The sequence below is a fragment of the Aeromonas sp. QDB54 genome (assembly GCF_027707385.1).
GTDB lineage: Bacteria > Pseudomonadota > Gammaproteobacteria > Enterobacterales > Aeromonadaceae > Aeromonas > Aeromonas hydrophila.
In genome coordinates this window covers 45977-69365 of sequence record NZ_JAPCIT010000005.1, presented here as the reverse complement: position 1 = coordinate 69365, position 23389 = coordinate 45977, and the positions used below count along the sequence as shown (strand labels likewise).

19 protein-coding genes and 3 tRNA genes are annotated in these 23389 nt (G+C 57.2%); 10 read left to right on the top strand and 12 right to left on the bottom strand.

The features are described 5' to 3' along the window. Nucleotides 1–681, bottom strand: a complete 681-nt coding sequence (locus PG881_RS06460; protein ID WP_252451699.1) for an ABC transporter ATP-binding protein — start codon at nt 679–681, stop codon at nt 1–3. A gap of 197 nt (nt 682–878) precedes the next feature. Between PG881_RS06460 and PG881_RS06455 the strand changes: the two genes are divergently transcribed. Then, nucleotides 879–1346, top strand: a complete 468-nt coding sequence (locus PG881_RS06455; RefSeq protein ID WP_016351033.1) for a DUF4357 domain-containing protein — start codon at nt 879–881, stop codon at nt 1344–1346. A gap of 109 nt (nt 1347–1455) precedes the next feature. Here PG881_RS06455 and PG881_RS06450 read toward each other — a convergent pair whose 3' ends face one another. The 10 genes from PG881_RS06450 to PG881_RS06405 all read right to left on the bottom strand — a co-directional run bounded on the left by PG881_RS06450 (nt 1456) and on the right by PG881_RS06405 (nt 11550). Further along, a complete protein-coding gene (locus PG881_RS06450; RefSeq protein ID WP_016351032.1) occupies nt 1456–2643 on the bottom strand; it encodes a Bcr/CflA family multidrug efflux MFS transporter in 1188 nt (395 codons plus the stop codon). A 51-nt stretch (nt 2644–2694) separates the two neighbouring features. Beyond that, nucleotides 2695–3978 carry a hypothetical protein gene (locus PG881_RS06445; protein ID WP_270798989.1) on the bottom strand — a complete coding sequence of 428 codons (1284 nt, stop codon included), beginning with the start codon at nt 3976–3978 and terminating at the stop codon, nt 2695–2697. 200 nt (nt 3979–4178) lie between these two features. Continuing rightward, nucleotides 4179–4739, bottom strand: a complete 561-nt coding sequence (locus PG881_RS06440; RefSeq protein ID WP_270798800.1) for a hypothetical protein — start codon at nt 4737–4739, stop codon at nt 4179–4181. Between the two features lie 130 nt (nt 4740–4869). Then, a complete protein-coding gene (locus tag PG881_RS06435) occupies nt 4870–6294 on the bottom strand; it encodes an FAD-dependent oxidoreductase (RefSeq protein WP_270798797.1) in 1425 nt (474 codons plus the stop codon). 96 nt (nt 6295–6390) lie between these two features. Continuing rightward, nucleotides 6391–7215 (bottom strand): FTR1 family iron permease, encoded by an 825-nt coding sequence (locus PG881_RS06430; RefSeq protein ID WP_039213490.1) that lies wholly within the window; start codon nt 7213–7215, stop codon nt 6391–6393. Further along, the gene (locus tag PG881_RS06425) at nt 7215–10196 is read right to left on the bottom strand and encodes a YncE family protein (protein ID WP_270798794.1); all 2982 of its coding nucleotides are present in this window, start codon (nt 10194–10196) and stop codon (nt 7215–7217) included. Before PG881_RS06425 ends, PG881_RS06430 begins: the two co-directional genes overlap by 1 nt. 4 nt (nt 10197–10200) lie before the next feature. Next, nucleotides 10201–10650: a hypothetical protein gene (locus tag PG881_RS06420; RefSeq protein WP_011706365.1), complete on the bottom strand. Its 450-nt coding sequence runs from the start codon at nt 10648–10650 to the stop codon at nt 10201–10203. 117 nt (nt 10651–10767) lie between these two features. Then, complete coding sequence (locus PG881_RS06415; protein WP_011706364.1) at nt 10768–11253, bottom strand: YqhA family protein; 486 nt, start codon at nt 11251–11253, stop codon at nt 10768–10770. Nucleotides 11254–11396: 143 nt separating this feature from the next. Then, nucleotides 11397–11472 (bottom strand) — tRNA-Asn (locus PG881_RS06410). A 2-nt stretch (nt 11473–11474) separates the two neighbouring features. Next, nucleotides 11475–11550 (bottom strand) — tRNA-Asn (locus PG881_RS06405). Between the two features lie 492 nt (nt 11551–12042). Here PG881_RS06405 and dauA point away from each other — a divergent pair. From dauA to PG881_RS06360, 9 genes are all read left to right on the top strand, one after another. Next, entirely contained in the window at nt 12043–13839 is a 1797-nt protein-coding gene (gene dauA / locus PG881_RS06400; RefSeq protein ID WP_175610140.1) for a C4-dicarboxylic acid transporter DauA, read from the top strand. Nucleotides 13840–14022: 183 nt separating this feature from the next. After that, a tRNA-Ser gene (locus PG881_RS06395) sits at nt 14023–14110 on the top strand. Nucleotides 14111–14201: 91 nt separating this feature from the next. After that, nucleotides 14202–15599: a site-specific integrase gene (locus tag PG881_RS06390; protein WP_111912225.1), complete on the top strand. Its 1398-nt coding sequence runs from the start codon at nt 14202–14204 to the stop codon at nt 15597–15599. A gap of 244 nt (nt 15600–15843) precedes the next feature. Then, nucleotides 15844–17016 (top strand): tyrosine-type recombinase/integrase, encoded by a 1173-nt coding sequence (locus PG881_RS06385; RefSeq protein WP_239497124.1) that lies wholly within the window; start codon nt 15844–15846, stop codon nt 17014–17016. Nucleotides 17017–17214: 198 nt separating this feature from the next. Continuing rightward, entirely contained in the window at nt 17215–18180 is a 966-nt protein-coding gene (locus tag PG881_RS06380; RefSeq protein ID WP_111912223.1) for a site-specific integrase, read from the top strand. A 513-nt stretch (nt 18181–18693) separates the two neighbouring features. Continuing rightward, complete coding sequence (locus PG881_RS06375) at nt 18694–20049, top strand: VapE domain-containing protein (protein WP_111912221.1); 1356 nt, start codon at nt 18694–18696, stop codon at nt 20047–20049. A gap of 911 nt (nt 20050–20960) precedes the next feature. Further along, the gene (locus PG881_RS06370) at nt 20961–21218 is read left to right on the top strand and encodes a hypothetical protein (RefSeq protein WP_111912219.1); all 258 of its coding nucleotides are present in this window, start codon (nt 20961–20963) and stop codon (nt 21216–21218) included. A 130-nt stretch (nt 21219–21348) separates the two neighbouring features. Further along, nucleotides 21349–21609, top strand: coding sequence for a hypothetical protein (locus tag PG881_RS06365; RefSeq protein ID WP_162627322.1), 261 nt, complete (start codon nt 21349–21351; stop codon nt 21607–21609). A 55-nt stretch (nt 21610–21664) separates the two neighbouring features. Next, entirely contained in the window at nt 21665–22333 is a 669-nt protein-coding gene (locus tag PG881_RS06360) for a hypothetical protein (RefSeq protein ID WP_162627321.1), read from the top strand. Between the two features lie 438 nt (nt 22334–22771). Here PG881_RS06360 and PG881_RS06355 read toward each other — a convergent pair whose 3' ends face one another. Then, a complete protein-coding gene (locus tag PG881_RS06355; protein WP_270798775.1) occupies nt 22772–23374 on the bottom strand; it encodes a helix-turn-helix domain-containing protein in 603 nt (200 codons plus the stop codon). Nucleotides 23375–23389: the final 15 nt, after the last annotated feature.

Below are 23389 nucleotides of genomic sequence, written 5' to 3'. Positions count from 1 at the left end.
TCAGTCATGGCGGCGCCCCTTGAGCTCGACCAGCTGGCCCCCTTCAAGGCGCAGCACCCGATCCGCCAGGGCGCCATAGGCGGGGTTGTGGCTCACCAGCAAGAGGCCGGCGCCGGTGCCCCGCACCGCCGTCATCATCAGCGCCATCACCTGCTCGGCGTTGTGTTCATCGAGACTGCCGGTGGGCTCGTCGGCGAGCAGCCACTGGGGCTGGTGAATGAGGGCGCGGGCCAGCGCCACCCGCTGGCGCTGGCCGCCGGAGAGCTGCTCCGGCCAGGCGTGGCGCTTGTGGGCCAGATCGAGGCGCTCCAGCAGGCTGTCAATGCGTGTCTCATCGCGGGCAAGCTGGTTGATGGCAAGGGGCAGGGCGAGGTTTTCGGCCACGGTCAGGGTAGGCAGCAGGTTGAAGTCCTGATAGACGATGCCGAAATGGCGGCCGCGCAGGCGGGCCCGCTCGTCCGCCGACTGGTTGTCAAGGCGGGTCTCCCCCAGCCAGATCTCCCCCTCATCCGGGGGGAGGAGGCCGGCGATGAGGTTGAGCAGGGTCGACTTGCCGCAGCCGCTCTGCCCCAGCAGCAGGGTGATCTCGCCGGCCGCCAGGGTCAGATCAAGGTGGTGAAACAGCGGCAGCCGTTCGCTGCCGTTATCGAAGCTCTTGCCGAGATTGCGCAGGGTCAGCATGGGATAACCGGTTGATGGTCAATGGCTTTCATCATGCCATGTACGTTGCTCCCCTGCCTAATGATCACGCGGCTTTGCCTTTGCGTGAGAGTGCCAGTTAGTGATCAAGGCTGCAAAAGAGGTGAGGATCCTGGCTGGATCCCGCTCGCCTGTGGTGGTTAGAATAGGGGCCTCCATGGGTCACAGGATGCGCAAGGATGTTACACAAGCAAGTCAGTTTTATCATCGACAGCAAGGGCAACAAGCAGGCTGCCGTGGTCCCCATCGAGATTTACAACGAGCTGATGACCCTGCAAAAGGCGCTCTCCGACAACAAGCCGGGCGAGCGCGAGCTCTACCACTTCAACGGCAAGGGGGCCGAGGCCCACGGTTATCCGGTGGGCAAGCGGCAGAACCCCGGCTTCATGGTGCTGGCGGGCTCCACCGCCAACGGCGAGGATGCGGCTTCCTTACGCGAGGCGGTGATCGAACTGCGCCAGGAGCTGCTGGGCAAGGGGATCCTGGCCCCGCGCAGCGAAGGTGGCTTTGTCTTCACTGCCGATCAGCTGTTCAACAGCCCGAGCCTGGCCGCCAGCCTGGTGGCGGGCAACAACCGCAGCGGGCTGGACGCCTGGCAAAACAGCGCCGGCTATACCCTCAAACGCTCGGGGTTTGGCAAGAAGTAGGCTGAGCCTTCACCCTTCGGGGCAGAGGATGCGTTGACAACGTGCAGATAACACAAGGCCGCCCCCTGCGATGCAGGTGGGCGGCCTTGTTGTTTGCTGGGGCCTGGGCTTATTTCTTGCCGGTCAGCAGCCAGTAGCTCAGGGTCGAGCCGAACCCGCAGCCGGCGATGGCGATGGCCATCGGCAGCGGCGATTCGGGGGGATTGAGGTTGACCAGGATCCCCACCACGGCGCCGATGCCAAAGCGCAAGGTGCCAGCCAGCGCCGAGGCTGTGCCTGCCGATTGCGGGAAGTGGCCCATCAGGCCGGTCATGGCGTTGGCCCCCACCAGGCTGATGTGGCCGACAAACAGCACCACCGGAATGACGATGCCCCACAGGCCACCGGTCTGGCTCCAGGCGTTGTAGATGAGCAGGGCGCCGGCACAGGGCAGCACCAGCAGGCCGTATTGCAGCATACGCTCGGCGCCCACCCCCTTCACCAGCCGGCTGTTGACGAAGGTGACCACCATCATCAGCAGGATGTTGAGGCCAAACAGCCAGCCATAGTGCTCGGTCGGTACTTTGAAGTACTCGATGTAGACGTAGGGGGAGGCGCTCAGGAAGGCGAACATGCCGGAGCTTGAGAGCGAGCCGCACAGCACGTAGCCCATGGCACCGCGATGGGAGAGCACGCCCCAGTAGTTCTTCAGGATCTGGCCGAGGTTGAGGGGCTGCTTGTGCTCGGGTTTCAGGGTCTCCTGAATTTTCCACTGCATCATCAGGCAGATGAGCAGGCTTATTCCCACCAGCAGCCAGAAGATCACCCGCCAGTCGCTGTGGGCGCTGATGTAGCCGCCCACTACCGGCGCGACAAGAGGGGCGAGCGTCATCACCAGGATCACGAACGACATGGCGCGGGAGAAGGCCTCCTTCTCGAACAGGTCGCGCAGCAGCGCATTGACCACCACAGAGCCGGCCGCCCCGCCAGCTGCCTGCAGCATCCGATAGGCCAGCAGCTCGGGCAGGGAGTCCGCCATGGCGCAGCCCACCGAGGCGATGGCAAACATCACCAGCCCAGCCAGGATCACCGGCTTGCGGCCATAGCTGTCGGCGAGCGGGCCGTAGAACAGCTGGCCGATGGCAAAGCCGCCCAGAAAGGCGCTGATGGTGAGCTGGGCGCCGTCGATGCTGGTGGCCAGATCCCGGGCGATGGCCGGAATGGCGGGCAGGTACATGTCGACCGCGAGCGGCGTCAGGCCCGCCAGCGCGCCGAGCAGGATGAACAGGAAACGGGGGGAGAGGGGGGCGTGGGGCATAGGCTATCCAGTCTTGATGAGTGCGAAGTCAGGGAGTGACAAACATCCAGTCTACCAGTTTTGGTGACGGGGGTGATCCTGTATGCCGAGCCAAAGGCCGGGCTCGGCGTGAAAGCGGGGGGCAAACCAGACCCGTTGGCCACCGGCGGGCAGATCCTCCGGGCCGAGGGGACGCCGGCTAAGCCGGCAGGCCCCTTGCGCCAATGCAAGGTGGGCATCCCCCTGATACCAGCCGTCGGTGACGGGCAGGGCCGTGGTTTCGCGCAGCAGCCTCACCCCCCACTGGGTCACCAGCGCCGGGCACGCCTGCTCGGCCAGCCTGGCGGCCCGGGTCATGGCTGGCGCCGCCGGCGGGGTGAGGGTGCTGAGCAGCAGCAACAGGGCTCCCAGCATGGCTGGCAGCTCGCCCCGGCGCGGCAGCCAGCCTGCCAGCAGCACCAGGCCGAGCAGGGTGATGGGGGCCAGATGGCGGGGATTGTCCGGGTTCTGGCCAAACAGGGTCCACAGCAGCAGGACGAGCCAGTAGAGGGTCCAGAGCACGGAGGGGGCTGGATTGTGATCCTTTGACCGTTGCCAGAGTGGCAGTACCAGCAAGGCTCCCATCAATAGGGGCCAGAGCGGGGTCAGCTGCTCGTGGAAGGTACGGGCCCAGCTCAGCAGCCGATCGCCGTGGGCCGCCGCCGTGTTGCCCCACAGGGTAAAGTGACCGTCGGTAAAGCGGCGCCCCTCGCTGAAATAGGCCCAGCCATCGGCCTGCCAGACAAACAGCAGGCAGGCTAGCCCCACCAGTGCGATGGGGAGCACAAACCTGACGTGCGTTCCCTTTTGCGCCATCCCCAGCCAAAGGGGCAGCAGGGCCAGCACGAAGTAGGAGGGACGCAGCGCCAGCATAAGGCCCAGCAGCAGACCCGTCAGCGCTATCTTGCGGTGCTGCAAGGCCAGGAGCGTGCCCAGCCAGGCGGCCAGCGCCGGCCCGTCCGAGAGGCCGGAGAGCGCCAGGGTCGGGGTGAGCGGCAGGGCCAGCACCAGCAGCCAGACCGGCGCCAGCAGGCTTGGCCGTTGCCACAATCTGACCGCGAGGGAGGCGGCAAGCGGCGCCAGCAAACTGCTACCCAAGAGGCTGGCCCACTGCACGGCACGGGCGGGATCGTCCACCGCCAGATTGATCAGCCGCGCCAGCCAGATAAAGGCGGGGTAGCCCGGAAAATGGGGGGAGAACTCCAGCACGCTGAAGCGCACCACCCCGTGGGCAAAGTTGAGGGCATCGTCGGAATCGAGCGCTACCGGGAAGGTCAGCAGCCAGCCAAGCCAGGCCAATTGCAGCAGGGCAAGCAGCCACATGGTGATTGAGCTGGTGGAAGCCCAACGCCGATACGTTGCCTTCCCCCTCATCCCCAGCCCTTCTCCCGTAAGGGAAGAAGGGGGCAAACCGGCGTCCCGGTGCATCTATCGGCCGGCCGCGCGTAGGGTGGGTAGCGCGCAGCGAAACCCACCGTTTGTCACCGCGAGGTGGCGCAATGATTGGCTGGTGGCTATCAAAGCGGCGCCAGCACGGCCATCAGCGCTTTCTCGGCCTCGGTGAAGGCGGCGGCATCGGCGGGCTTGGCACCCACCCCGAACACCCCCGGATTGCCGATGGCATCCAGCACCTTGGCCAGCGCCTGCTCGGCGGCCTTGCGATCCCCTTCGCTCAGGGAGGGGAGGATCAAATCGAGGAAGCGCTTGCTCTTGACCACCAGCACCTTGGCGGTCTGGTAGTCGCCAAGGTTCTGGCTGGCCCCCTCGAGACGGCGCTCGATCTCCGCCTTGTAGGCCCGGTTGAGCAGGGCGGCGGTAGCCGCGGCGTCTTTGGCCTTGATGGCGGCCGCGAGCGGTGCTTGCAGCTCGACCTTGTGGTGCTGTTCCAGGTAGGTCAGCTCCTCGGCAATCTCGCTCAAGGTGGCGCTGGCATCCTTGCCGTCAGTGGCGGCGCCCAGCAGTGTCTCGCGGGCATCGATCAGCGGCTCCTTGCCGGCGGCGGCGTAGGAGTAAGCCTGCGCCTGCCCGCTCAGGGTCAGCAGCAGGGTGAGGGCGAGTAAACCCGGGCGGATGGTCATCCTGTTCTCCTTACTTATGCCAATGGCGCGGTCAGGCCACGCTCTGGGTTTCAATCACGGTATTTTCGTTGCGATGATTGAAGATGGCGTGACGTCTGTCCACCCCGTCGATCACCACATTCAGGGGCCATCAGGCCACGCTCTGGGTTTCGATCACGGTGTTTTCGTTGCGATGATTGAAGATGGCGTGACGTCTGTCCACCCCGTCGATCACCATGTCGGCGGCCATCATCCCCATCTCCATGGCGGTGTCGGTGAAGATGTAGCGGAATGTCCCCTGACGGCCGGTCATGATGAGGTTATTGATCGGCATCAGCGCCTTGATGGCGTCGTTGCGACGGGCCTGATAGCCCAGATCCATCAGCGGATAGGCGTACTCGCTGCGGGCCTCGAAGGTCTCATCGCCAAGCTTCTGGGTATCGACACCGAGGCTCGCCAGATCGGCGGTGACCCGGCCGCGCAGATCAGCGAGCGGCGCCTGCCAGGTGGCATCTCCCGGGTTGCAGGGGATCTCCAGCATCACGGATGTTTGCCCCATTGGCGCCATAAAGGGGCTGCGGCGGCGCGGCTCCTGCAGGCGGGTGGCCAGAATATGGGGGTCGGAGAGGTACTGCCAGGTATTGTCCGACAGGTTCTCCTGTTTGAGGGGCATATTGACGAAGCGTAGGGACCGGTAGTGCAGATCGCACGGCAAGCCCAGATGCTGGCAGGTGAGCGGCAGCGGCAGGGTGGAGATCACCTGATCAAAGCGCTCGCTCAGCTCAACGTTATCTTGTTTCCAATAAACCCGTTCGATGCGGCCATCAGCCTGCTCGAGGCGGGTGATGGTGGCGCCGGTTTTGAGCTCAACCCCTTCGGCAACCAACCGCTCGCCCAAGGTAGTGAAGATCTGGCCGAAGCCGTATTTGGGGTAGCGGTATTTGCGGGCATAGGTGCGCACCGACATGCTGCCGTTGCGTCTTGGCAGCAGGCGGCGCGCCACGTCTTTGAGATCGATCAGGCTGATGCGCTGACCGGCCCAGTCGGCGGAGAGCTGGTCCGGGTTGATGCCCCACAGCTTACCGGTATAGCCCTCGAAGAACTGGCGATAGAGGGTGCGGCCGAAGTGACTCTGGATCCACTCGGCAAAGCTCGCCTTGGCAAAATCGGTGGGCTTCTTGGCAAAGGGCAACAGCAGCAGATCTTTCACTGCCCCGGCCATCAGGGTGAGCGGCGCCGTCTTGAGCAGGTTGGGCAGGTTCAAGGGGTAGTCATAAGTGCGCCCGCCAAAGCGGATCACGCTCTTGCGCTCGGCGTGGAGCAGATCGTCCCCCATAAGTTCGTCGATAAAGGCGAGCAGCTCGGGGTTCTTGGTGATGAAGCGGTGGCCGCCGTAGTCGAAGCGATACTCGCCGTCGCGCCCCTTGAAGGTCTGGGTGGCGCACATGCCGCCCACCACCGCCTCCTGCTCGAACAGGGTGACCGCAAAACCGGCCTGGCGCAGGCGCCAGGCGGCCATCAGACCGGCAGGGCCGGCGCCCAGTACCGCAATGTGTTGTGTGTTGTTGTCGCTCATGACTCTGTTATCCGAAAAGCTGACCAAAAGAGAAGACGTTGAAAAGGCGGCCCCGCTGAGCCGCCTTGTCATCCGCTGCCGCGCCGCGCTGGGCGATCAGCGCTGGGGCTGGGGACGATAGTTGCGATGCCAGACGGTGACGAAGATCACCAGGTAGCTGGCCCAGGTCAGCAACTGCAGGCCGGCTGGTGAGGCATTGTAGCCAAACAGGGCGCGCAGGAAGGTACCAAATACCCCCTGATCGTCGAGAATGTGACTGATGTTGAAGACAGGCGTCGTCCAGAAGGTGATGAGCCCGGCCGCCTGCAACATGTTGACGGCGGACGACAGCAGCCCGGCGGCGATGATGATGATGAGCAGGCCGGTCCAGCGGAAGAAGGGCGCCAGCGCCACCTTGCGGGTGGAACGCAGCAGCCCCCACACCAGCACCACCGACAGCAGCAGGCCGCCCAGCGCCCCCATCAGCCCCTCGTGCAGATCCACCCCTTGCCCGGAGTAGACCAGGGCCGAGAAGAACAGCACGGTTTCAAAGCCTTCGCGCATCACCGCCAGGAAGGCGAGCAGCACCAGACCAAACAGGTTGCCGCCGTCGATGGCGGCATCGATGCGCGCCGTCATGGCTCCCACCTGGGATTTGGCCTGCTTCTGCATCCAGACCGCCATGTAGGTGAGCACCAGGGTGGCGAAAATCAGGATCCCCGCCATCAGCAAATGGTTGTAGCGCTCGCTCTCGAACTGGCTCACCACCACCTGGAACAGGAAGGCGACGACGAGGGAGGCAAGCAGACCCAGCCCCACCCCCAGATAGACGAACTTGTTGTAGCGGCTCGCCCCCAGCTTGGCGAGGTAGGAGAGACAGATGCCGACCAGCAGGAAGGCTTCCAGCCCCTCGCGCAGGGTAATGAGAAAACTTGCAAACATCAGGTTTGAGGCTCCGTAGCGGGCGTGACGGGAAGAGGCCGCAGGGTGAGTTGCAGCCGATTGAGTAGCACTATGGGTGGCTCCGGCAAGCTCGGCTCGGCGGCGCGCACCGCATCATTGACCCACTTGGGGTAGGTGCGGAAATTGAGTTTGATATCGGCCTTGAAGGGCCCCTTGGCATCCGCCGGCAGCGGCCAGGCTTCATCGCGCCAGCCATCGGCCGGGATGCGGGTATCTTCCAATAGCTTGGCGTAACGCCAGAACTTGAGCCCCACCGGCTTGCCCTCGGCATCGCCGAACACTTTTCTAAACAGCCGCGCATCCTCAGGGACGGCGCCATCCACCGGCTGGCCGCTGGCAAGCACAAGCTTGCCGCTGGCGTCGATGACGGTCAGCTCCAGCCAGAGTTCACGGAAATCGGCGACCCCGGTGGGCAGGGCGTGGCCGGCGCCGGTGTTGGCAACCCGCACCACCAGCGCGGGTTGGCCACTCTGGTTTTCAATGCGGGCCGAGAGGGTGGCGCTTGAGCGCAGCAGCGCCAGGCTCTCCTGCTCGAGCGTTGCACTCCTCAGCCCCACCAGCTGGTGCTGGGCGCCGGTGAAGTTGTGGCGATAGAGCCGTTCTTTCACTGTGCCGTTTTCGGTGGACTGGCCGGCCACCGGCGCGCCGCCGTTGCCCGGCTCCGGGTTCATGTGGCAGTCGATGCAGGTGCGCCGCTTGGCGGGATCCTCCGCCTTGGCGAAGCTGGAGTTCTCCCACTCGTCCCAGGTGTTGACGATGTTGGCGCCGGTGCCGGGGGCAAACTCGTTGTGGCACGACTTGCACAGGGCGGCGTCGCGGTAGAAATCCTTCTGGTAAGAGGCCTTGTGCATGGCGGGGCGTGCGTTGATCTGCCGCTCTGCCAGCCAGTGCTGGAGGCTGCCACCGGCGGCATCCTCGAACACATAGCTCTCGCGGTCTTTCAGATTCACGGTAAAGGCGCTGTTGCCGCCCGCATCTTCTACCTTGGTGATGCGATGGCAGAGCACACAGCCGGTGCCTTCTTCCACCACGGGCTCGCCTTTCTGGTGGGCCGCGATCAGCGAGGCGCCGCCGCGCTCAAACATGTGGGAGCCCTTGGGCAGATCCTGCTGGCCGTTCATCACCTGCTGGGGCATGTGGCAGCCCTGGCACCACTGGCCGAAGGCTTCCCCCTCGGTTTCGCGGGCCAGCGCCTGCACCACCTTGTAGTAGGGGTGGGAGTTGCCCATCAGCCGGTGGTTGCTCTCGCTCCAGTCCTGGAACGCCTGTTGGTGGCAGTTCTGGCAGGAGGCGGAGTTGAGCCACTCCCTGGGATGAGTGGTCGGCGCCTTGGCGGGATCCGTGCGCGGGGCATCGAGCCTGAGCCAGTTGGCAAGATAGGGGAGGTTGCCATCGGCGGTGACGAAGGCGTGCAGATCCTCCATCATCGCCTTCACCTCGGGTTGGGGCTTGGCGGGGTCAACCGGCTCGGCGCCATCGCGGGTGTCATGGCCCATGCCACCCTGGGTCTGCTGGGTCATGCGCAGGTATTCGCCGATAAAGTCCCCTGCCACCATGTTGGCGAGGTTGGCGTGGCCGTTGATGGCATTGTCGCCGCTCTGCTGGCGGTGGGCCGCCATCAGATAGCGGTTGGTGAAGTTGAACCCATCCAGATGGCAGGAGTTGCAGCTCATCCAGTTGTCCCCCGCCATGGGGAAGCGGCTGTTGGCGCCGTTGTTGCCGAGTGTGTTACCAAGATGGAACAGCCGCTCGCCGCGTTTGAGCGGTTCGGGGCGCGGATCCGTCTCTACCAGTTTGGCGAAGTGGGGCAGATCGACGGTGACTCGGGCAAACGGGCCACTGCCGCCGGTGTTGAGACGGGTGAGATCCTGCCCCATGACGTTGTGCACCAGGATGTGGTCGCCATCGATCAGCAGATCGCGCGGATTCTGGCCCGGCAGGTGGCGAAGGAGCTGGGTCGCCTTGGCGCCCCCCTGAAACTTCTTGCGGCGGTGACGGTTGCTGTTCTGCTTGCCGCTGCGCGACAGGTCGAACACCAGCAGATCTTCCGAGCCCGCCAGGATCAGATAGACCCGCTTGCCGTCGGCGGCGAAGCGCGCCGCGAACGGGTTGGAGACGATCTGGCTGCGGTTGCCGACGCTGGGCAGGTTGATCTGCAAAAAGAGCTGCTTGCGCTCGTCCACCCGCTCTTTCTCTTCATCGAGATCGATGATGGAGACGGCCGGGAAGACGGTGCTCTGAAACTGGAAAGGGTGGTCGAAACTCCACAGCACGTGGGGCAGCCAGGCTTCGCTGCCATCGGGGGAGAGGGTGATGCCGTCCAGCAGGCGCGGCAAGCCCTGCGAGTCGCTTGGGGTGTCGCTGTGGGTCTCGGCCAGGGTGATGAGTCTGGGCTTGGGCAGGACAGCACTCTTCGCGTCCTTCTCAAGCTTGGCGAGATCATAGATGGCAAGCTGGCCGGTCATGGCGTGGGTGAGCAGCAGGCGATCGTCGTCGGTCAAGGCCAGTCCACGCGGGGTCTCGGCAGTGGCCACATCCAGCTGCAGCTTGCCCGCCGTGTCATAGGCTTGCAGGCGGCCAGCCTCGAACAGAGTGACCCAGAACCAGCGCCGCTTGGGATCGAAGATGACCCCGTAGGGACGATGGCCGGTGGGGATCGCCTTGTCCAGGGTGAGATCATCATCCAGCAGCAGCAGGCGATCGCCGCGATAATCGCTCACCAGCAGGGTGCCGTCATCGGCGCGGGCCAGCTGGCGCAGATCGCCCCCCAGCTGCACTTCTTTGAGTCGCTTGCCGCTATCGCGCTCAAGCAGGGTGACCGAGCCGGCGCTCTGGTTGGCGGTGACCAGGCGCGGAGCGTTCCCCTCGTCATAGGCAATCATGGCGGCGCCCATCTCCTGGGCCGAGGCGGTCCCCAGCAGTAGGGCGGTCAACATCAGGGATAACAACAACTTCAACATAAGATCAGGTGCGCCATTTCAGGATGGTCCAGCGCCAGGCGTGGCGCAGCACCAGGGGAGTCAACGCGAGCGCGCTCAGCCAGTGGGCCCAGCTGGCAAGGTTGCCCATGCCATCGCCCGGGGTGCCGTGCAGTACCAGCAACAACCCGCTGGCCAGACAGACCAGCAGCAAGGCCTCGATGATGCGGCCGGTGGTGCGCAAGAAAGGCTTGCGGCTTTTGCGCAGCAGGCTGCGATGAGAGAGCCAGAACGCGCCGAACAGCAGGGGAAACAGGGTGAGCGAGAGGGCGACGTGCAGGAACAAGTTCCAGCGTGCCAGCGACCAGAGCGGGGTCAGCGGTTCCCACAGCAGCAGGCCAGAGAAGAACATCAGATAGAGGGAGCCCTCGGCGGCCTGATGGTGATAGGCCAGCCACTGCCAGCAGTGTCGTGGTGAGAGGGAAAGGCTTGTCATAGGTGCTCCAACGCCCGGGCAGTGCAGCCCGGGGGAGCAAGTTTACAATGCAGGAAAGGTAATGAAAAGAGTTATCAATTCCGCTCTTGATGAATAAAGGCTGAATGAAAACCGGCGCTATTTGTGGTCGGCCAGCCGCTCGGTCACCGCGTAGATGAGCGCAGCGGTGGAGAAGGCGAGGAACACGATCACCGACCACTTCATCTCCACCTCGTTGCCGACCCCGTCATCCAGGAAGGCCTTGAGCACTTCAATCCCGGCAATGGTGACCAGGGAGTTGATGACGATGAGCTTGAGGGAGGCGAAGTTGATCTTGCTGAGCCAGTTGTTGCCGAGCGCCTCACGTTGTTCCTGGGTCTGGATGAACTGCACATAGCCGCAGATGGATACCAGTATCAGCATCTGGGCCACCAGCACGAAGTCCACCAGGGTGAGGACGCCGGTGATGAGGTCCATGTAGTGAATGCCCACGATGTCGATGCACAGGGCATAAAGCAGCATGGCGAATTTCACCATCAGCAGGGCCACGCAGACCAGAATGCAGACATAGAAGGGGAACATCATCAACCGGCTGCCATTGAGCATGAAGTTGAAACGGCGCATGAAAACTCCTGAAGAGGGTGAGGTTGCGCTGATTATGGCGCGGATCCGCCATCGAGGGCATCCCTGTTTGCGTACAGAGGGCTGATGGCGACAGAGAAAGGGAAAACGAAAAAAGCCCAGCCATAAGGCTGGGCTTTCGAATGTGGCTCCCTCGACAGGACTTGAACCTGTGACATACGGATTAACAGTCCGCCGTTCTACCGACTGAACTACGAGGGAATTGGCTCCTCCTACTGGACTTGAACCAGTGACATACGGATTAACAGTCCGCCGTTCTACCGACTGAACTAAGGAGGAATTGCCTGTCTCGTCGAGACGGTGCGGATATTAATGGCCCATCCGCCGGGTGTCAACCCGCGATCCGCTGCAAAAAGGGGATTTTGGCCCGTTTGCCCAAAACTTGGCCGCTGCGGACTATTTTCAGCACAATCAGCAGCTTGGCGCTGGCCTCTCGGGTTCGTCGAGACGGCTCAGTGGCATGAAGAGGGGATGGATGAGGATGTGCCGATGCCCGGGATGGCATAGTCCGGGATAAGCAGCTGGCTTAGGGCCGAGCAATGACAGATATAAAAGGAGGGGGCAGGGGTACGCATAAGGGCGGGAGAAATTGGTTAGCAGGCGAAGTGAGTGTGCTGCGTAATGGTGAGAAAAGTGGTCGATATGCTGACAATAAACGGTAATTCTGCGTGGTAACGGCCATTCATTGATCCCGCCCATCGAAATATTTCATCGGCTGGGGTATGGTTGGCCAGGATACCATCGCCGTGTCGACAGCTCTGCCGGCCCTTGATGATGATCGGGCGCCGGTTCAATCCGGCCTTTATCTCCCTCTTCTGGTATTACGAATACATGCACAACCAAGCACCTTTGCAAAGCGTGAAGCTGGCCATTGCTTTACGCCAATCCTGTATTGACGAACCCTACAGCGTTCCCCGCTTCGGTCGCGACCTGATCGCCGGCATCACGGTCGGCATCATCGCCATTCCGCTGGCCATGGCGCTGGCCATCGCCAGTGGCGTGCCGCCGCAGCACGGTCTCTATACCGCCATCATCGCCGGCATCGTCATCGCCGTGACCGGCGGCTCCCGCTTCTCCATCTCGGGGCCGACTGCCGCCTTCGTGGTGATCCTCTATCCGGTAGCCCAGCAGTTTGGCGTGGGCGGCCTGTTGATGGCGACCCTGATCTCGGGCTTCTTTCTGGTGGCCATGGGGGTGGCCCGGCTCGGACGCCTTATCGAGTACATTCCGCCTTCGGTGACCCTGGGCTTCACCGGTGGTATCGCCATCGTGATTGCAACCCTGCAGATCAAGGACTTCTTCGGCCTGCACGTGCCCGAGATGCCGGAAACCTACATCGGCAAGGTCGAGGCGCTGGCCCATGCCCTGCCCAGCTGGCAGTGGGGGGATACGCTGGTCGGCATTGCGACCCTGGCGGTGCTGCTGCTCTGGCCGCGCCTGCGGCTGCCGGTGCCAGGCCACCTGCCCGCCGTGCTGGTAGGGGTGGGCCTTGGCTTTGGCCTGCATCAGTTCGGGGTGGACGTCGCCACCATCGGCAGCAAGTTCAGCTATACCCTGGCCGACGGCAGTCAGGGCATGGGGATCCCGCCCATCGCGCCGACTCTGGTGATGCCTTGGGCTCTGCCGGGGCCGGATGGCTCGCCAGTGGAGTGGAACCTGGCCGCCATCGAGCGCCTGTTACCCGCCGCCTTTTCCATGGCGATGCTGGGGGCCATCGAATCCTTGCTCTGCGCCGTGGTGCTGGACGGCATGACGGGTCGCAAGCACAGCTCCAACGCCGAGCTGGTGGGGCAGGGGCTTGGCAACATAGTCGCTCCCTTCTTCGGCGGCATCACCGCCACCGCCGCCATTGCCCGTTCCGCCGCCAACGTGCGGGCCGGGGCAACTTCTCCCATCTCCGGCATCGTGCATGCGCTGGTGGTGCTGGCGGCCATCCTGGTGCTGGCGCCCTGGCTCTCCTGGCTGCCGCTCTCGGCCATGGCGGCCCTGCTGCTCATCGTCGCCTGGAACATGAGCGAGGCGCACAAGGTGGTGGAGCTGATCCGGCGTGCACCCAAATCCGACGTGCTGGTGCTGCTGGTCTGTCTGTCGCTGACCGTCATCTTCGACATGGTCATCGCCATCACCTTCGGGGTGATCCTCGCCTCCCTGCTGTTCATGCGCGAAATTGCCAAGATGACCAAGCTGCACGATCTGGCGGATCACAAGCGCTATGCCCATGAGGTGCCGGAGCAGGCGCTGCTCTACAAGATCAACGGCCCGCTGTTCTTTGCCGCTGCCGAGCGGGTGTTCGGCGAGCTGGTAGCCCAGGTCAAGGGCCACAAGCTGCTGGTGTTGCAGATGGAGGCGGTCTCCATCCTGGACGCCGGCGGGCTCTCCGCCTTCCTGCAGTTTGAAAAGCAGATGGCCAAGGCGGGGGTGCAACTGCGGGTGGCCGAGTTGCAGTTCCAGCCGCTCAAGACCCTGGCGCGCGCCAAGGTACGTCCGGTGCCCGGTCAGTTGGAGTTTTACGGCTCGCTGGAAGAGGCGCTCAAAGGCGAGCACTTGCACGAAGCGACTGGAAATTGATGGAAAGGGATACAAAACGGCATGTTTTTAGTCACTTGGTTCGGATAATGAGCAAACGAACGCAAAAAGTGAAAAATTGCATTGACCGCATGCCGTCGTATCCCGTACATTACGCCCCGTTCCAGCGCAACAGTGTAGCGAACATCGTGCTGGCTGAGCACGTTAAACAACAGACCAAAATTTGGTGAGGTGTCCGAGTGGCTGAAGGAGCACGCCTGGAAAGTGTGTATACGGCAACGTATCGAGGGTTCGAATCCCTCCCTCACCGCCAAATTGAGTGTGAATCAACCCCATGAATTTCATGGGGTTTTTTCGTTTCTGGAGGAGCGAAAAGGCCAGTGTCACTATGAGGTGTCACGATCATGCCGAGCTACCTGCTGAAAAACCGAAACGGGAACTACTACACCCGCATTCCGTTTCCCCAATCCCTCCGCCTGTTAGGCTGCCCCCTAGAGATCCGAGTCTCCCTGCTCACCAAAGATCGAACTGAAGCCACGTTACGCAATCTGGTTGCAGCACATGGCATCAAGATAATGATGGGCAGATTACCCGCTCTCTTGAGGACTGACAGCCATCAGCCGACTGCCCGTTTTCGAGACCTTATCGCGCCGGATCTGGCTCGCTTACGCCAACAACTGCTTTCCTCTGCTAACGGACTTATTCAGTCGTCCCCACTTCCTTATAGTCAGCCCGATGACGTGTCAGCAGCATCCTGCTGCGACTCTCCAATGAGGGCATCGCAAGTACAGCCGCCTCTTGTACCGCGCCAGCATCTTGAACCAGCTGGTACAATGCCCAGGACCATGAGCCAGTTGCAGGCTGAGTTTCTGGAGCGTAAATCGCAGGACAACATTTCGCAACGCTCGCTCCAACAGCTCCAGACTCGTACAGAGGCTCTGATCCAGGCGGTTGGTGACGGCTTCTTCGTTCAGGCGTTGAAATACCAACACGTAGACTTGTTTGTGCGTAATCTCTCGACGGAGAGGTTGCTAAAGGCAAAAACGATCAGTGAATACCGGAGTGCTTGTGCGCAGATGCTGAACTTTGCTGTGCAGATGGAATATACGGCCAAAAATCCATTTGATCAGGTCAAAATCAGATGTGCGCAGCCCACCCCACGACAGCGCTGGGAGCCCACCCAGCTCAGGGCATTGTTCAGCTCGGTAAACTTCACCCAGCACGCTTACAGCAACGTCGATGACTATTGGATACCCCTGGTACTACTACACACTGGCGCACGGCCTGCGGAGATCTGTCAGCTACGTGTCAGTGATGTGATGACCCAGGATAATATCGCTTGCCTCAACATTACCGACGAGGGAGAGGCGCAGTCGATCAAAAACGGCAACAGCCGACGACTCGTACCCATCCACAGCAGGTTGATTGCGCTGGGATTCCTGCATTATGTCGAATTACGACGTAGGCAGGGCCATGTGCAGCTATTCAGTTGTACGGCTACAGGGGAGTTTGGCGAATGGACCAAAAATTTCGAGTGTCGCTTCTCCCGCTACCTGGGGAAACTGGGATTTGTGGCGGGGCAACGACCTACCGCCTATGGGTTCCGTCACACCGTTATTGATGAGCTGCAACAGCGTGATACACCCGAACATGCGGTCGCAGACCTGGCAGGACATAGCAAAATTGGTTTTACCTATAGCCATTATGGAAAAAAATCCACAGTGCAGCGTTTGCAGGCTGTAGTAGAACAATTAGATTTTTCTGATGCGCTTAAATTTGTTCTCCCTCACCGTCCAGAATAAGATTATTAAATAATATAAATAATTTCATCTGGACTATTTATATTGTTTTTTCTGGTGATGAATGACGCACATTAGGAATATCTAATAACCTGCCTTAAATTCCATTGAAATATTAGTAAAAATGGATATTGACAAGCCTGAAAAAATGTGATTTTGCGTGTTGACATGTCGTTTTGATGCGGTTAGTCTCACCGCAAATGACATGAGGATGGAGTTAATGGCGTATAGAAAAAACAGGATGGCGATGACGATTGAAGTGGCACTAAAAAATAATGTTCTTATTATGAAGCCGGCATATGCGCCAGCTACATTTAAGGCTTTTCGTCGCAAATCTGAACAGCTGAATAAATGGATTGGTAGGCAGAATATCTCTGATGTGACCGCAACCGACATGGGCCTCTTTTTGGCTAGGTTGCATCAGGAATATAGTAACAAAACTGTAAATCACTATCTCTCAATCTTGCGGCAGATATTCACTCGGGCTGTGGACGATAGGCTGATTGCCATGAGTCCGATACAAAATATAAAAACGTGTAAAACATCTTCCAACGATCCCGATCCATTTTTACAGCATGAGATCCAGGCTCTGAGGAGTTGCGAGGAGCATTATCCGATTGAGGTGGCATTAATCACCCTGGGAATCGGTACTGGGCTGCGAATTAGCGAACTCATGGCTCTTACTGTCGAGTCAATTGATCTGAATAAGCAGCAGCTGTTTATCGATTTAGCGCTGGTGGATAAGGAATTTAAAATCCCAAAAACCAGGGAGTCAAAACGGGTCATTGAACTGTGTGGCTGGACTCTGAGCGCAGCCAAAACACTGGTTGAGTATGCCCATCAAAGACAACCTCAGTTAATTACTGTATTACAAGCGGACAATAAAAAATCTTTACAGATGTATAGAACCTTATTGGCGTATTCGCAGGAAGAAGATCGGCCCTATGTCTCTGTTGACGATTTTCGGGAGGCATTTTTTAGGCCCTATTGTGAACGAGTAGCTGTACGCTATCGAGGGCCTAGCCAATTCCGCCACACCTATGCGAGTCAGATGCTCACTGCGGGCGTCTCTGTAGAGCGGATTGCCCGTAAAATGGGGCTCACCAGTACTGCCATGATATATAGGCACTACGGGAAATGGATTGTAGAGGATGCACCTGATTATGATGCCGTTGAGGATGCTGTGCTGGACCGCTGTTTTAATGGTTTTACGAAACTGGAGCCAGCTACGATAGCTAAATCCGACGAGTCTCATCAGTGTTATGGTTCAGACACTGCGTCTATAGACGATAGTGATTCGAGAATACACGATATTTCCGTTAATAGCTCATCTACATTACATATGGATGATAGGCGGATGGCAGCTATACATAAATTGAGCCAGCGATGGGGAGTAGACAAAAACAATATATTCTTATAGGTCAAGTGGTTTTATTTAACTAACAACAAATCCACGATATAATACTGTATGCAATAATTCAATTATTGTAGTGATACCGTTCATTATAATTTTACGATAAACGTTACGTGAGTTGTTATCCTATATGGCTGGCGCTCATAACTTTTGCGTTAAGATAATAGTTTTTAAATAGGGGCCGAAAAGAGCTCTAGGAGATATATGGTTACCAAAAAGACGGAGTTTGAGTATACGAAGCTGGCTAAATTTTTTTATCAGCGCCTTGAAAATAGAGAGATGCCACTCACGGCAAAAAATATTTCTCAGGAATTGCTAGCCTGCGCACCAGATTACCGACCAGGGTATTGGCGGAGACTGCGATGTGCTCTGGCGTATCACCAGAATATGCTGGGCTATGTTGATGCTGCCGAACGTATTCGGAGGGCGAAAAACCCTGTGACTGCACATGGTAGTAATTTATCAAAAAGATCCAGACAGCCCCGAGCGAGGGCGATCAATCAGTCAGATGAGGATGCTCTGAAATCATATTTTAATCAGCGTGGTGACATTAGTATGGTTTCTGCCATCCTCATTTTTAAAAACGCAGGCATTAGACCCGCTGAGCTTTCAGGTCTGAGGGTGGATGGAAATCGGCTTATTGTGACGGGCGCTAAAAAAAGCCATGGCGGAAAACGGGGGGCAGACCGGACTTTACTGTTGGATGGCATCGATTCTGGCCTGCTCAGATATTGTGTCATGCAGGCACAACGAGTAGACGTTGGTGTGATGCAGGACAGGCTGCGGGCTGCTGGTAAAAAATTATGGCCTAGGCGTAAGGCTCTACCCACATTTTATAGCTGGCGTCACCAGCTCGGCTCTGAGCTCAAAGGTTCCGGAATGGACCGCCAACGTATTGCATATTTGATGGGCCATCAGGCCACTGGCTCTGTTGACCGTTATGGCAATAGGAAATTAGCTAGAGGCGGGCGACTGCCTAGCTGCCCTGCTGATGCCGATTTAAGCGGAATTCGAATTACTCACAGTCAGCTATCAGCGGATAATACACATTATATCAAACCTGAGTCTCCAGTAATAAATCAGGTCAATAATACCTCAGTGCGGAACCGAGGGATGGCAGCTGTGATATTCAGACGAAAAAATGAATCCAGTGAAAATGATTTATCTTAATTCAAGGAGGTTATGAATTAATTCATTAGTATATCGAGATTAAAATTGGAAGGGGGTGACAATAAAAATATAGTAAGTAAGTCCGACCGCCACACACGTAAGTGCGAGGCGTGAGACTACGTAAGTACGGGCTTCTTTAACCATACTTACGCGCACAAAAGTGCGTAAGTATGTGGATGGGTCGAGGCACGAGACCGGAACCCCGTAGAGAGCTTGCGAACGGAGTGGGTGGAGAATCCATTTTTATGGATGGCATGAAGCGGGAAATATGGAATGACATCGGAACCATATGTGTGCCAAGGTGACATCTGACGAAGTATGAGGAAGATCAACCTTGACACATATATTGGTGACGGTCATCCATATTTATAGCGCAATGCCATTCATAAAAACCTTTTAGATTTAATTGAATTGGCTGGCTAATGTATTAGCGGCTCATGAAGTTAACAAGTAGAAAATAATAAGGGTTCATATATAACAACAATCAGGCGATAACGCCCAGGATAACAAAAAATGAAAAACAATAAAAATACAACAGTTGAGCATGATATTCCGTCATATGACGGTCAGAACGATGGTGTTGCCACAGAGCAGGTTCAGCAGGCTGTTAGGTCAGTGATGCAGGGTGAACTGCTGACTCTGCCGGACATGGGCCCTACTGGCCGCCCTATCAAGACCAGTGCAAATCTGTGCGCCCTGATTCGATTTCAGGCATGGTTGCCGCGCTACAACCTGATGACGGGTGAGCCGGAACTGGCGGGGGCTGATGGTGAGCGCCTGGGGGGCTCTGAGGCGGGCCAGCGATCTGCGCTGATTGATGCCTGCCAGCTGGCAGGTGTGCCGGATGCCGTGATTGAGGAGCACCTGATCGCAATTTGTGAGCGCCACAGTTATCACCCTGTGCGTCAGTGGCTCGAACGTGGGGCACCGTGGGATGGGAAACCGCGCATCGATGCGGTGATTGCTACCCTCAATACCGCTAATCCCGCCTATGCGGGTGCCGTGTTGCATGCATGGCTGGTTGGGTGTGTTGCTGCGCTGTATCACCCACGCTGGCATTCAAAACTGGTGCCGGTGCTGGCGGGCGGGCAGTCCCTCCGTAAATCCGCATGGATTAGCCGTCTGGCTGCCGTGGTGCCAGGTTCAACCTTGGATTGCTCCATCAATCCAGACAGACCTGATGATGTTCGTCGCGCTGTGTCAGCGTGGATTGTGGAACTGGCTGAGTTGGAAAGTACGACGAAGCATGAGGCTGGCTCGCTCAAAGCTTTTCTGACAAGAGAGAGTGATTGTTTCCGCCTGCCCTATGCCCGCAGCATGACCACTAAAAAGCGCCAGACCGCATTTATCGCCACGGTTAACGGCTCGGATTTTCTCAGAGACACGACAGGTAACGCTCGATTTGCGGTTATCGAGCTAGCCGCTGCGGCTGATGTTGATCGCCTGAATGCGATCCTAGGCTGGAGCTGGAATGCAGGCCGACTATCCTTGGATGATCCTGAGCAACTGCGCCAGTTCTGGCTGGAGGTAAGGGAACGTTATGAGTCTGGAGCAACGTGGTTTCTGGATGACGAGACCGCAGCGCTGGCAGCTACTGCAAACGATGCCCACACGGACAAGGGCCCGTTCTATGAGGTGATTTACCATCACCATCTATCGCGTCCACTGGCCTCATCTGAATGGCTCACGGCGAGCGAGCTGTGCGTCCGCCACGGTGAGAGGCTGAGCATGGCGAGTAGTTGGGGTAAGGCACTCCGGTTGCTCGCGAGCGAGGGCAAGCTCCAGAGCCGCAGGGTGCGTTCTAATCGGACTGAGTACCTGCTGCCCGTCGATAGCCCCAAAGAGAAGGGCAAAGCCGACAAGAAGTAACTCTTAAGCCCTGCCGATAAGGCGGGGCTTTTTTCTGCCTGTAGGGTTGGCAGATGATTAAGTGATTAGGCAGTGGTTAAGTGCAATGTGGACTGCTTAACCAGCTTGAATGCCGCACCATTACAGGCCCACAGTGGGTTTTTGTTAATTGATTAAGTAGTTGCTATATAAAAAGTCATGGAGTAAAAATGCATGGGCTTCTCAAACGCTTAGAATGCTTTGCTGCAACGACACCTAACCACCTAACCATTATTGTATCAAACGCTGTCATAGCAAGGCTCAGGGCTGATTAAGAGGAGGTTGAGTAGCGTAACTAGTACCTAATCACAACAACCGATCACACACCATAAAGATTACCGATCACCATTACACCGAGAGCCCAGCAGATATATCGGGAATTGACGCCGCACAACCTAATGGTCGTCGGTGCTGATTTTCTTATTGCCGTTGAATACTCAACGGCAGATTAGCCACATAGGCAGCCAGTACCCTTGTTTAGGTGTATCAGACCGCTCGATCCATTTCAGGCAGCAGAGCAGAGTCAATACATTGAAAATATTCATTTGAGTAGTGATATGGCTCATGTTCATGGTGGTAACACCATGGTATCATTGAAAAAATCATGAAACGGCGCCCAAATGATTACGATGATACTGAGCCCCTGACAGTGCCGTCAGTCGGGTGCGGTAGCCATCCCAATGCGGAAACAAGCAGGACGGGAGAATTGCAATCCAAATGAGCCGTTTCTGGAGCTCATTGGGGCAGGTCTGACGCCGGTATAGCCTTATTAGCATGAGTGCAATAGGAAACCCAGCAAGAGCTAGCCTGTTGCCTTGCGGCGCCCAGGGCCGTACATGCGGAATACGCTGAATGTGAATATTTCCAAGGTTACCTGAGTAAGAGGAATAATGATGAAGGTTTTGAATGAAATTTTGGCAATTATAAAAGAACATCCGCAGACCAAATCCAGCGGGGTGCTGGCTGCCGCGCTGGCGTCCGCTTGCAATACAAGCTATTCAGTATCACTGCTAGATGTGTCTGCGAGCCTTGACGATAACGGCAAGAGACTGATTGATCGTCTTGCTCGAATTACTCAGGAGCCTGATTACTCGAACAGTGTGCAGGATCAGGCCCTCCACCAACTGCGGGCGCTCGGGTTCATTCGCTGATCGAGGAAATATGGTCAAATGCTGCCATTATTGGCGGCATTTTCAACCTGATTACCCATGACTAGGAAGGTGTGGCATTATTAGGGTTGGTTATTTATTCAATTCTTCACTTTATTTCGAGGGCGGTAAAATGAATTTTTCGAGGATTGATAATGGGCATCATATTGATATAGATAGTGGTGTAGAGTATCAGTCTACTTGGCGTTTTTGTAAAAACTACAATATTGAATTAAATGATATGTTAGTTTTATCAACAGCTAAGCGCAATGGGGTTTCTCATTATAAATTATGCCGTATCGAATTTGAAAAAGCACGTGAAATATATGGTGACTTTGTTTATATGTACCCAGTGGTGTGGCTTAAAGAAAAGTTTTTAACAAAAAACAAGTAACAAACAACCCATAGTTTGATTGTTATGATGACATTTTTGACAAGAAGAGTATATTATGAGGTTTTTGTTTTTTATAGGTGCAACACTGCTTGTTTCTGGCTGTAATGCACTACCCCCCCCAAAAAAAATTGGCATGCCAGACATGAGCGATAATCCATGTTTCAATAGATTATTTGATACATATAGCTCACGGATTAAATCCAATAAGTCACATTATAGAATGATTGATACATTTGAAGGTATAAAGATGTGTTCAGTGAACCTTTCAGGTGGCACAGATGCTTATTTGCTGTATGACCCCAAAGCCCCCATTTACTGGCATGATTATACGAGGTCTTATGAAAGTGAATATAATATAAAGACGAGATTGGAAAAAAATTATACACAGTGGGTGAAGGCGCAATCTGATAAATTATGTGCTGCTGATATTTCTTGCATGACAAAGAAGCAGTACCAGGAGGAAGCTCACCTGAGGCAGGTAGCTAAAACCGAAAAAATCTTGGAGGAACGCAAAAGTAAGCAAATGAAACAATGCCTACCATACGCCAAGGATCTATCTAGTAAGATACCATCACTTCTTAACCCAAGGGTCCAGACTGCCTCAGGAAATGGTGTTATTCTTTTTTGTCTAATTAAATTCGACCAAAAAACCATATATGGTACACTCCCTAAAATAAAGTCGTTAACAATTAACACCGCCAATGGAGCTTATGAATATCAATAATAACAAATATATTTTTATAAAAAACTAAAGGCTGTGCTATCAAGTACAGCAATGTATTTATTAAAAATGCGGTTCCTGTATTTTATTAAAATGACTTTTGTTTTGTCTAATACTAGGAGTACTTTCTGTTGATGGCGATGTTCTGATAGCCAGTTTTGTTGGCTAATTGACAATGTCACATAATTGTGACATGATTTTGTTTTATGTTAGCCATAACTGGTTGATTCACAACGCTTTAGTAAGTGATATCGAGGGTTCGAATCCCTCCCTCACCGCCAAATTACAAAAAACCGACCTGATGGTCGGTTTTTTGTTTTGGGCGTAGCAATACCTGCTCTCGCTAACAATTGGCAAAGGCCCCGTCGCAAGACGGGGCCTTTTGTTTATCAGGAGGCGTTGTTTATCAGGATACGGTTTGTCACCTCGCAGCGGTCAGCCTCAGCCGTGTGGCTCCACCACCGTCATGGTAAAGCGCAGCACGCTGTCGCCTGCGTTGCGATAGGCGTGGGGCAGGTCGGTGCGGGCCACGGCCGAACAACCCTGAGTGACGGCAAGCTCGCTCGCTCCCAGCTGCAGTTGCAGGGTGCCCTGCTCGACGTGAAACAGCTCCACCGTGCCGGGCGGGTGGCCGTCAGAGTCAAACTGCTCGCCGGGGTGCAGCTGCCAATGCCACAGCTCTATCATGTCCGGTCCCCGGGTACCGGCCAGCAGGCGGGCCGAGCCGCCGAGCGGGCCCTGCCACAGAGTCGGGATGGCTTGCGGCTCGATCAGGTGCAGCGTCGGGGTGCTGGCCACGTCGACGATATCGGCAACCGATACCCCGAGCGCGGCGGCCAGCTTGCACAGGATGGCGATGCTGGGGTTGGCCGCCCCCTTTTCGATTTCTACCAGCATCCCCTTGCTCACCCCGGCCCGGCGCGACAGCTCATCGAGCGACAGCCGGCCCTGTTGTCTGTACTCCTTGAGCCGGCGGGAGACGGCGGCGGTGACATGCCCCACATCGGCGCCGGCATCGGTCGTTATATTGACTCTCTTGGTCATCGGTCATTATCATGA

What these genes read in the sequence shown, in the direction of transcription:
- PG881_RS06355 (WP_270798775.1), bottom strand. Translation starts at nt 23,374, where the DNA reads ATGACCAAGAGAGTCAATATAACGACCGATGCCGGCGCCGATGTGGGG.
- PG881_RS06360 (WP_162627321.1), top strand. Translation starts at nt 21,665, where the DNA reads ATGAGGTTTTTGTTTTTTATAGGTGCAACACTGCTTGTTTCTGGCTGT.
- dauA (WP_175610140.1), top strand. Translation starts at nt 12,043, where the DNA reads ATGATGATCGGGCGCCGGTTCAATCCGGCCTTTATCTCCCTCTTCTGG.
- PG881_RS06385 (WP_239497124.1), top strand. Translation starts at nt 15,844, where the DNA reads ATGACGATTGAAGTGGCACTAAAAAATAATGTTCTTATTATGAAGCCG.
- PG881_RS06415 (WP_011706364.1), bottom strand. Translation starts at nt 11,253, where the DNA reads ATGCGCCGTTTCAACTTCATGCTCAATGGCAGCCGGTTGATGATGTTC.
- PG881_RS06375 (WP_111912221.1), top strand. Translation starts at nt 18,694, where the DNA reads ATGAAAAACAATAAAAATACAACAGTTGAGCATGATATTCCGTCATAT.
- PG881_RS06425 (WP_270798794.1), bottom strand. Translation starts at nt 10,196, where the DNA reads ATGTTGAAGTTGTTGTTATCCCTGATGTTGACCGCCCTACTGCTGGGG.
- PG881_RS06365 (WP_162627322.1), top strand. Translation starts at nt 21,349, where the DNA reads ATGAATTTTTCGAGGATTGATAATGGGCATCATATTGATATAGATAGT.
- PG881_RS06460 (WP_252451699.1), bottom strand. Translation starts at nt 681, where the DNA reads ATGCTGACCCTGCGCAATCTCGGCAAGAGCTTCGATAACGGCAGCGAA.
- PG881_RS06430 (WP_039213490.1), bottom strand. Translation starts at nt 7,215, where the DNA reads ATGTTTGCAAGTTTTCTCATTACCCTGCGCGAGGGGCTGGAAGCCTTC.
- PG881_RS06440 (WP_270798800.1), bottom strand. Translation starts at nt 4,739, where the DNA reads ATGACCATCCGCCCGGGTTTACTCGCCCTCACCCTGCTGCTGACCCTG.
- PG881_RS06420 (WP_011706365.1), bottom strand. Translation starts at nt 10,650, where the DNA reads ATGACAAGCCTTTCCCTCTCACCACGACACTGCTGGCAGTGGCTGGCC.
- PG881_RS06455 (WP_016351033.1), top strand. Translation starts at nt 879, where the DNA reads ATGTTACACAAGCAAGTCAGTTTTATCATCGACAGCAAGGGCAACAAG.
- PG881_RS06370 (WP_111912219.1), top strand. Translation starts at nt 20,961, where the DNA reads ATGAAGGTTTTGAATGAAATTTTGGCAATTATAAAAGAACATCCGCAG.
- PG881_RS06380 (WP_111912223.1), top strand. Translation starts at nt 17,215, where the DNA reads ATGGTTACCAAAAAGACGGAGTTTGAGTATACGAAGCTGGCTAAATTT.
- PG881_RS06450 (WP_016351032.1), bottom strand. Translation starts at nt 2,643, where the DNA reads ATGCCCCACGCCCCCCTCTCCCCCCGTTTCCTGTTCATCCTGCTCGGC.
- PG881_RS06390 (WP_111912225.1), top strand. Translation starts at nt 14,202, where the DNA reads ATGCCGAGCTACCTGCTGAAAAACCGAAACGGGAACTACTACACCCGC.
- PG881_RS06435 (WP_270798797.1), bottom strand. Translation starts at nt 6,294, where the DNA reads ATGAGCGACAACAACACACAACACATTGCGGTACTGGGCGCCGGCCCT.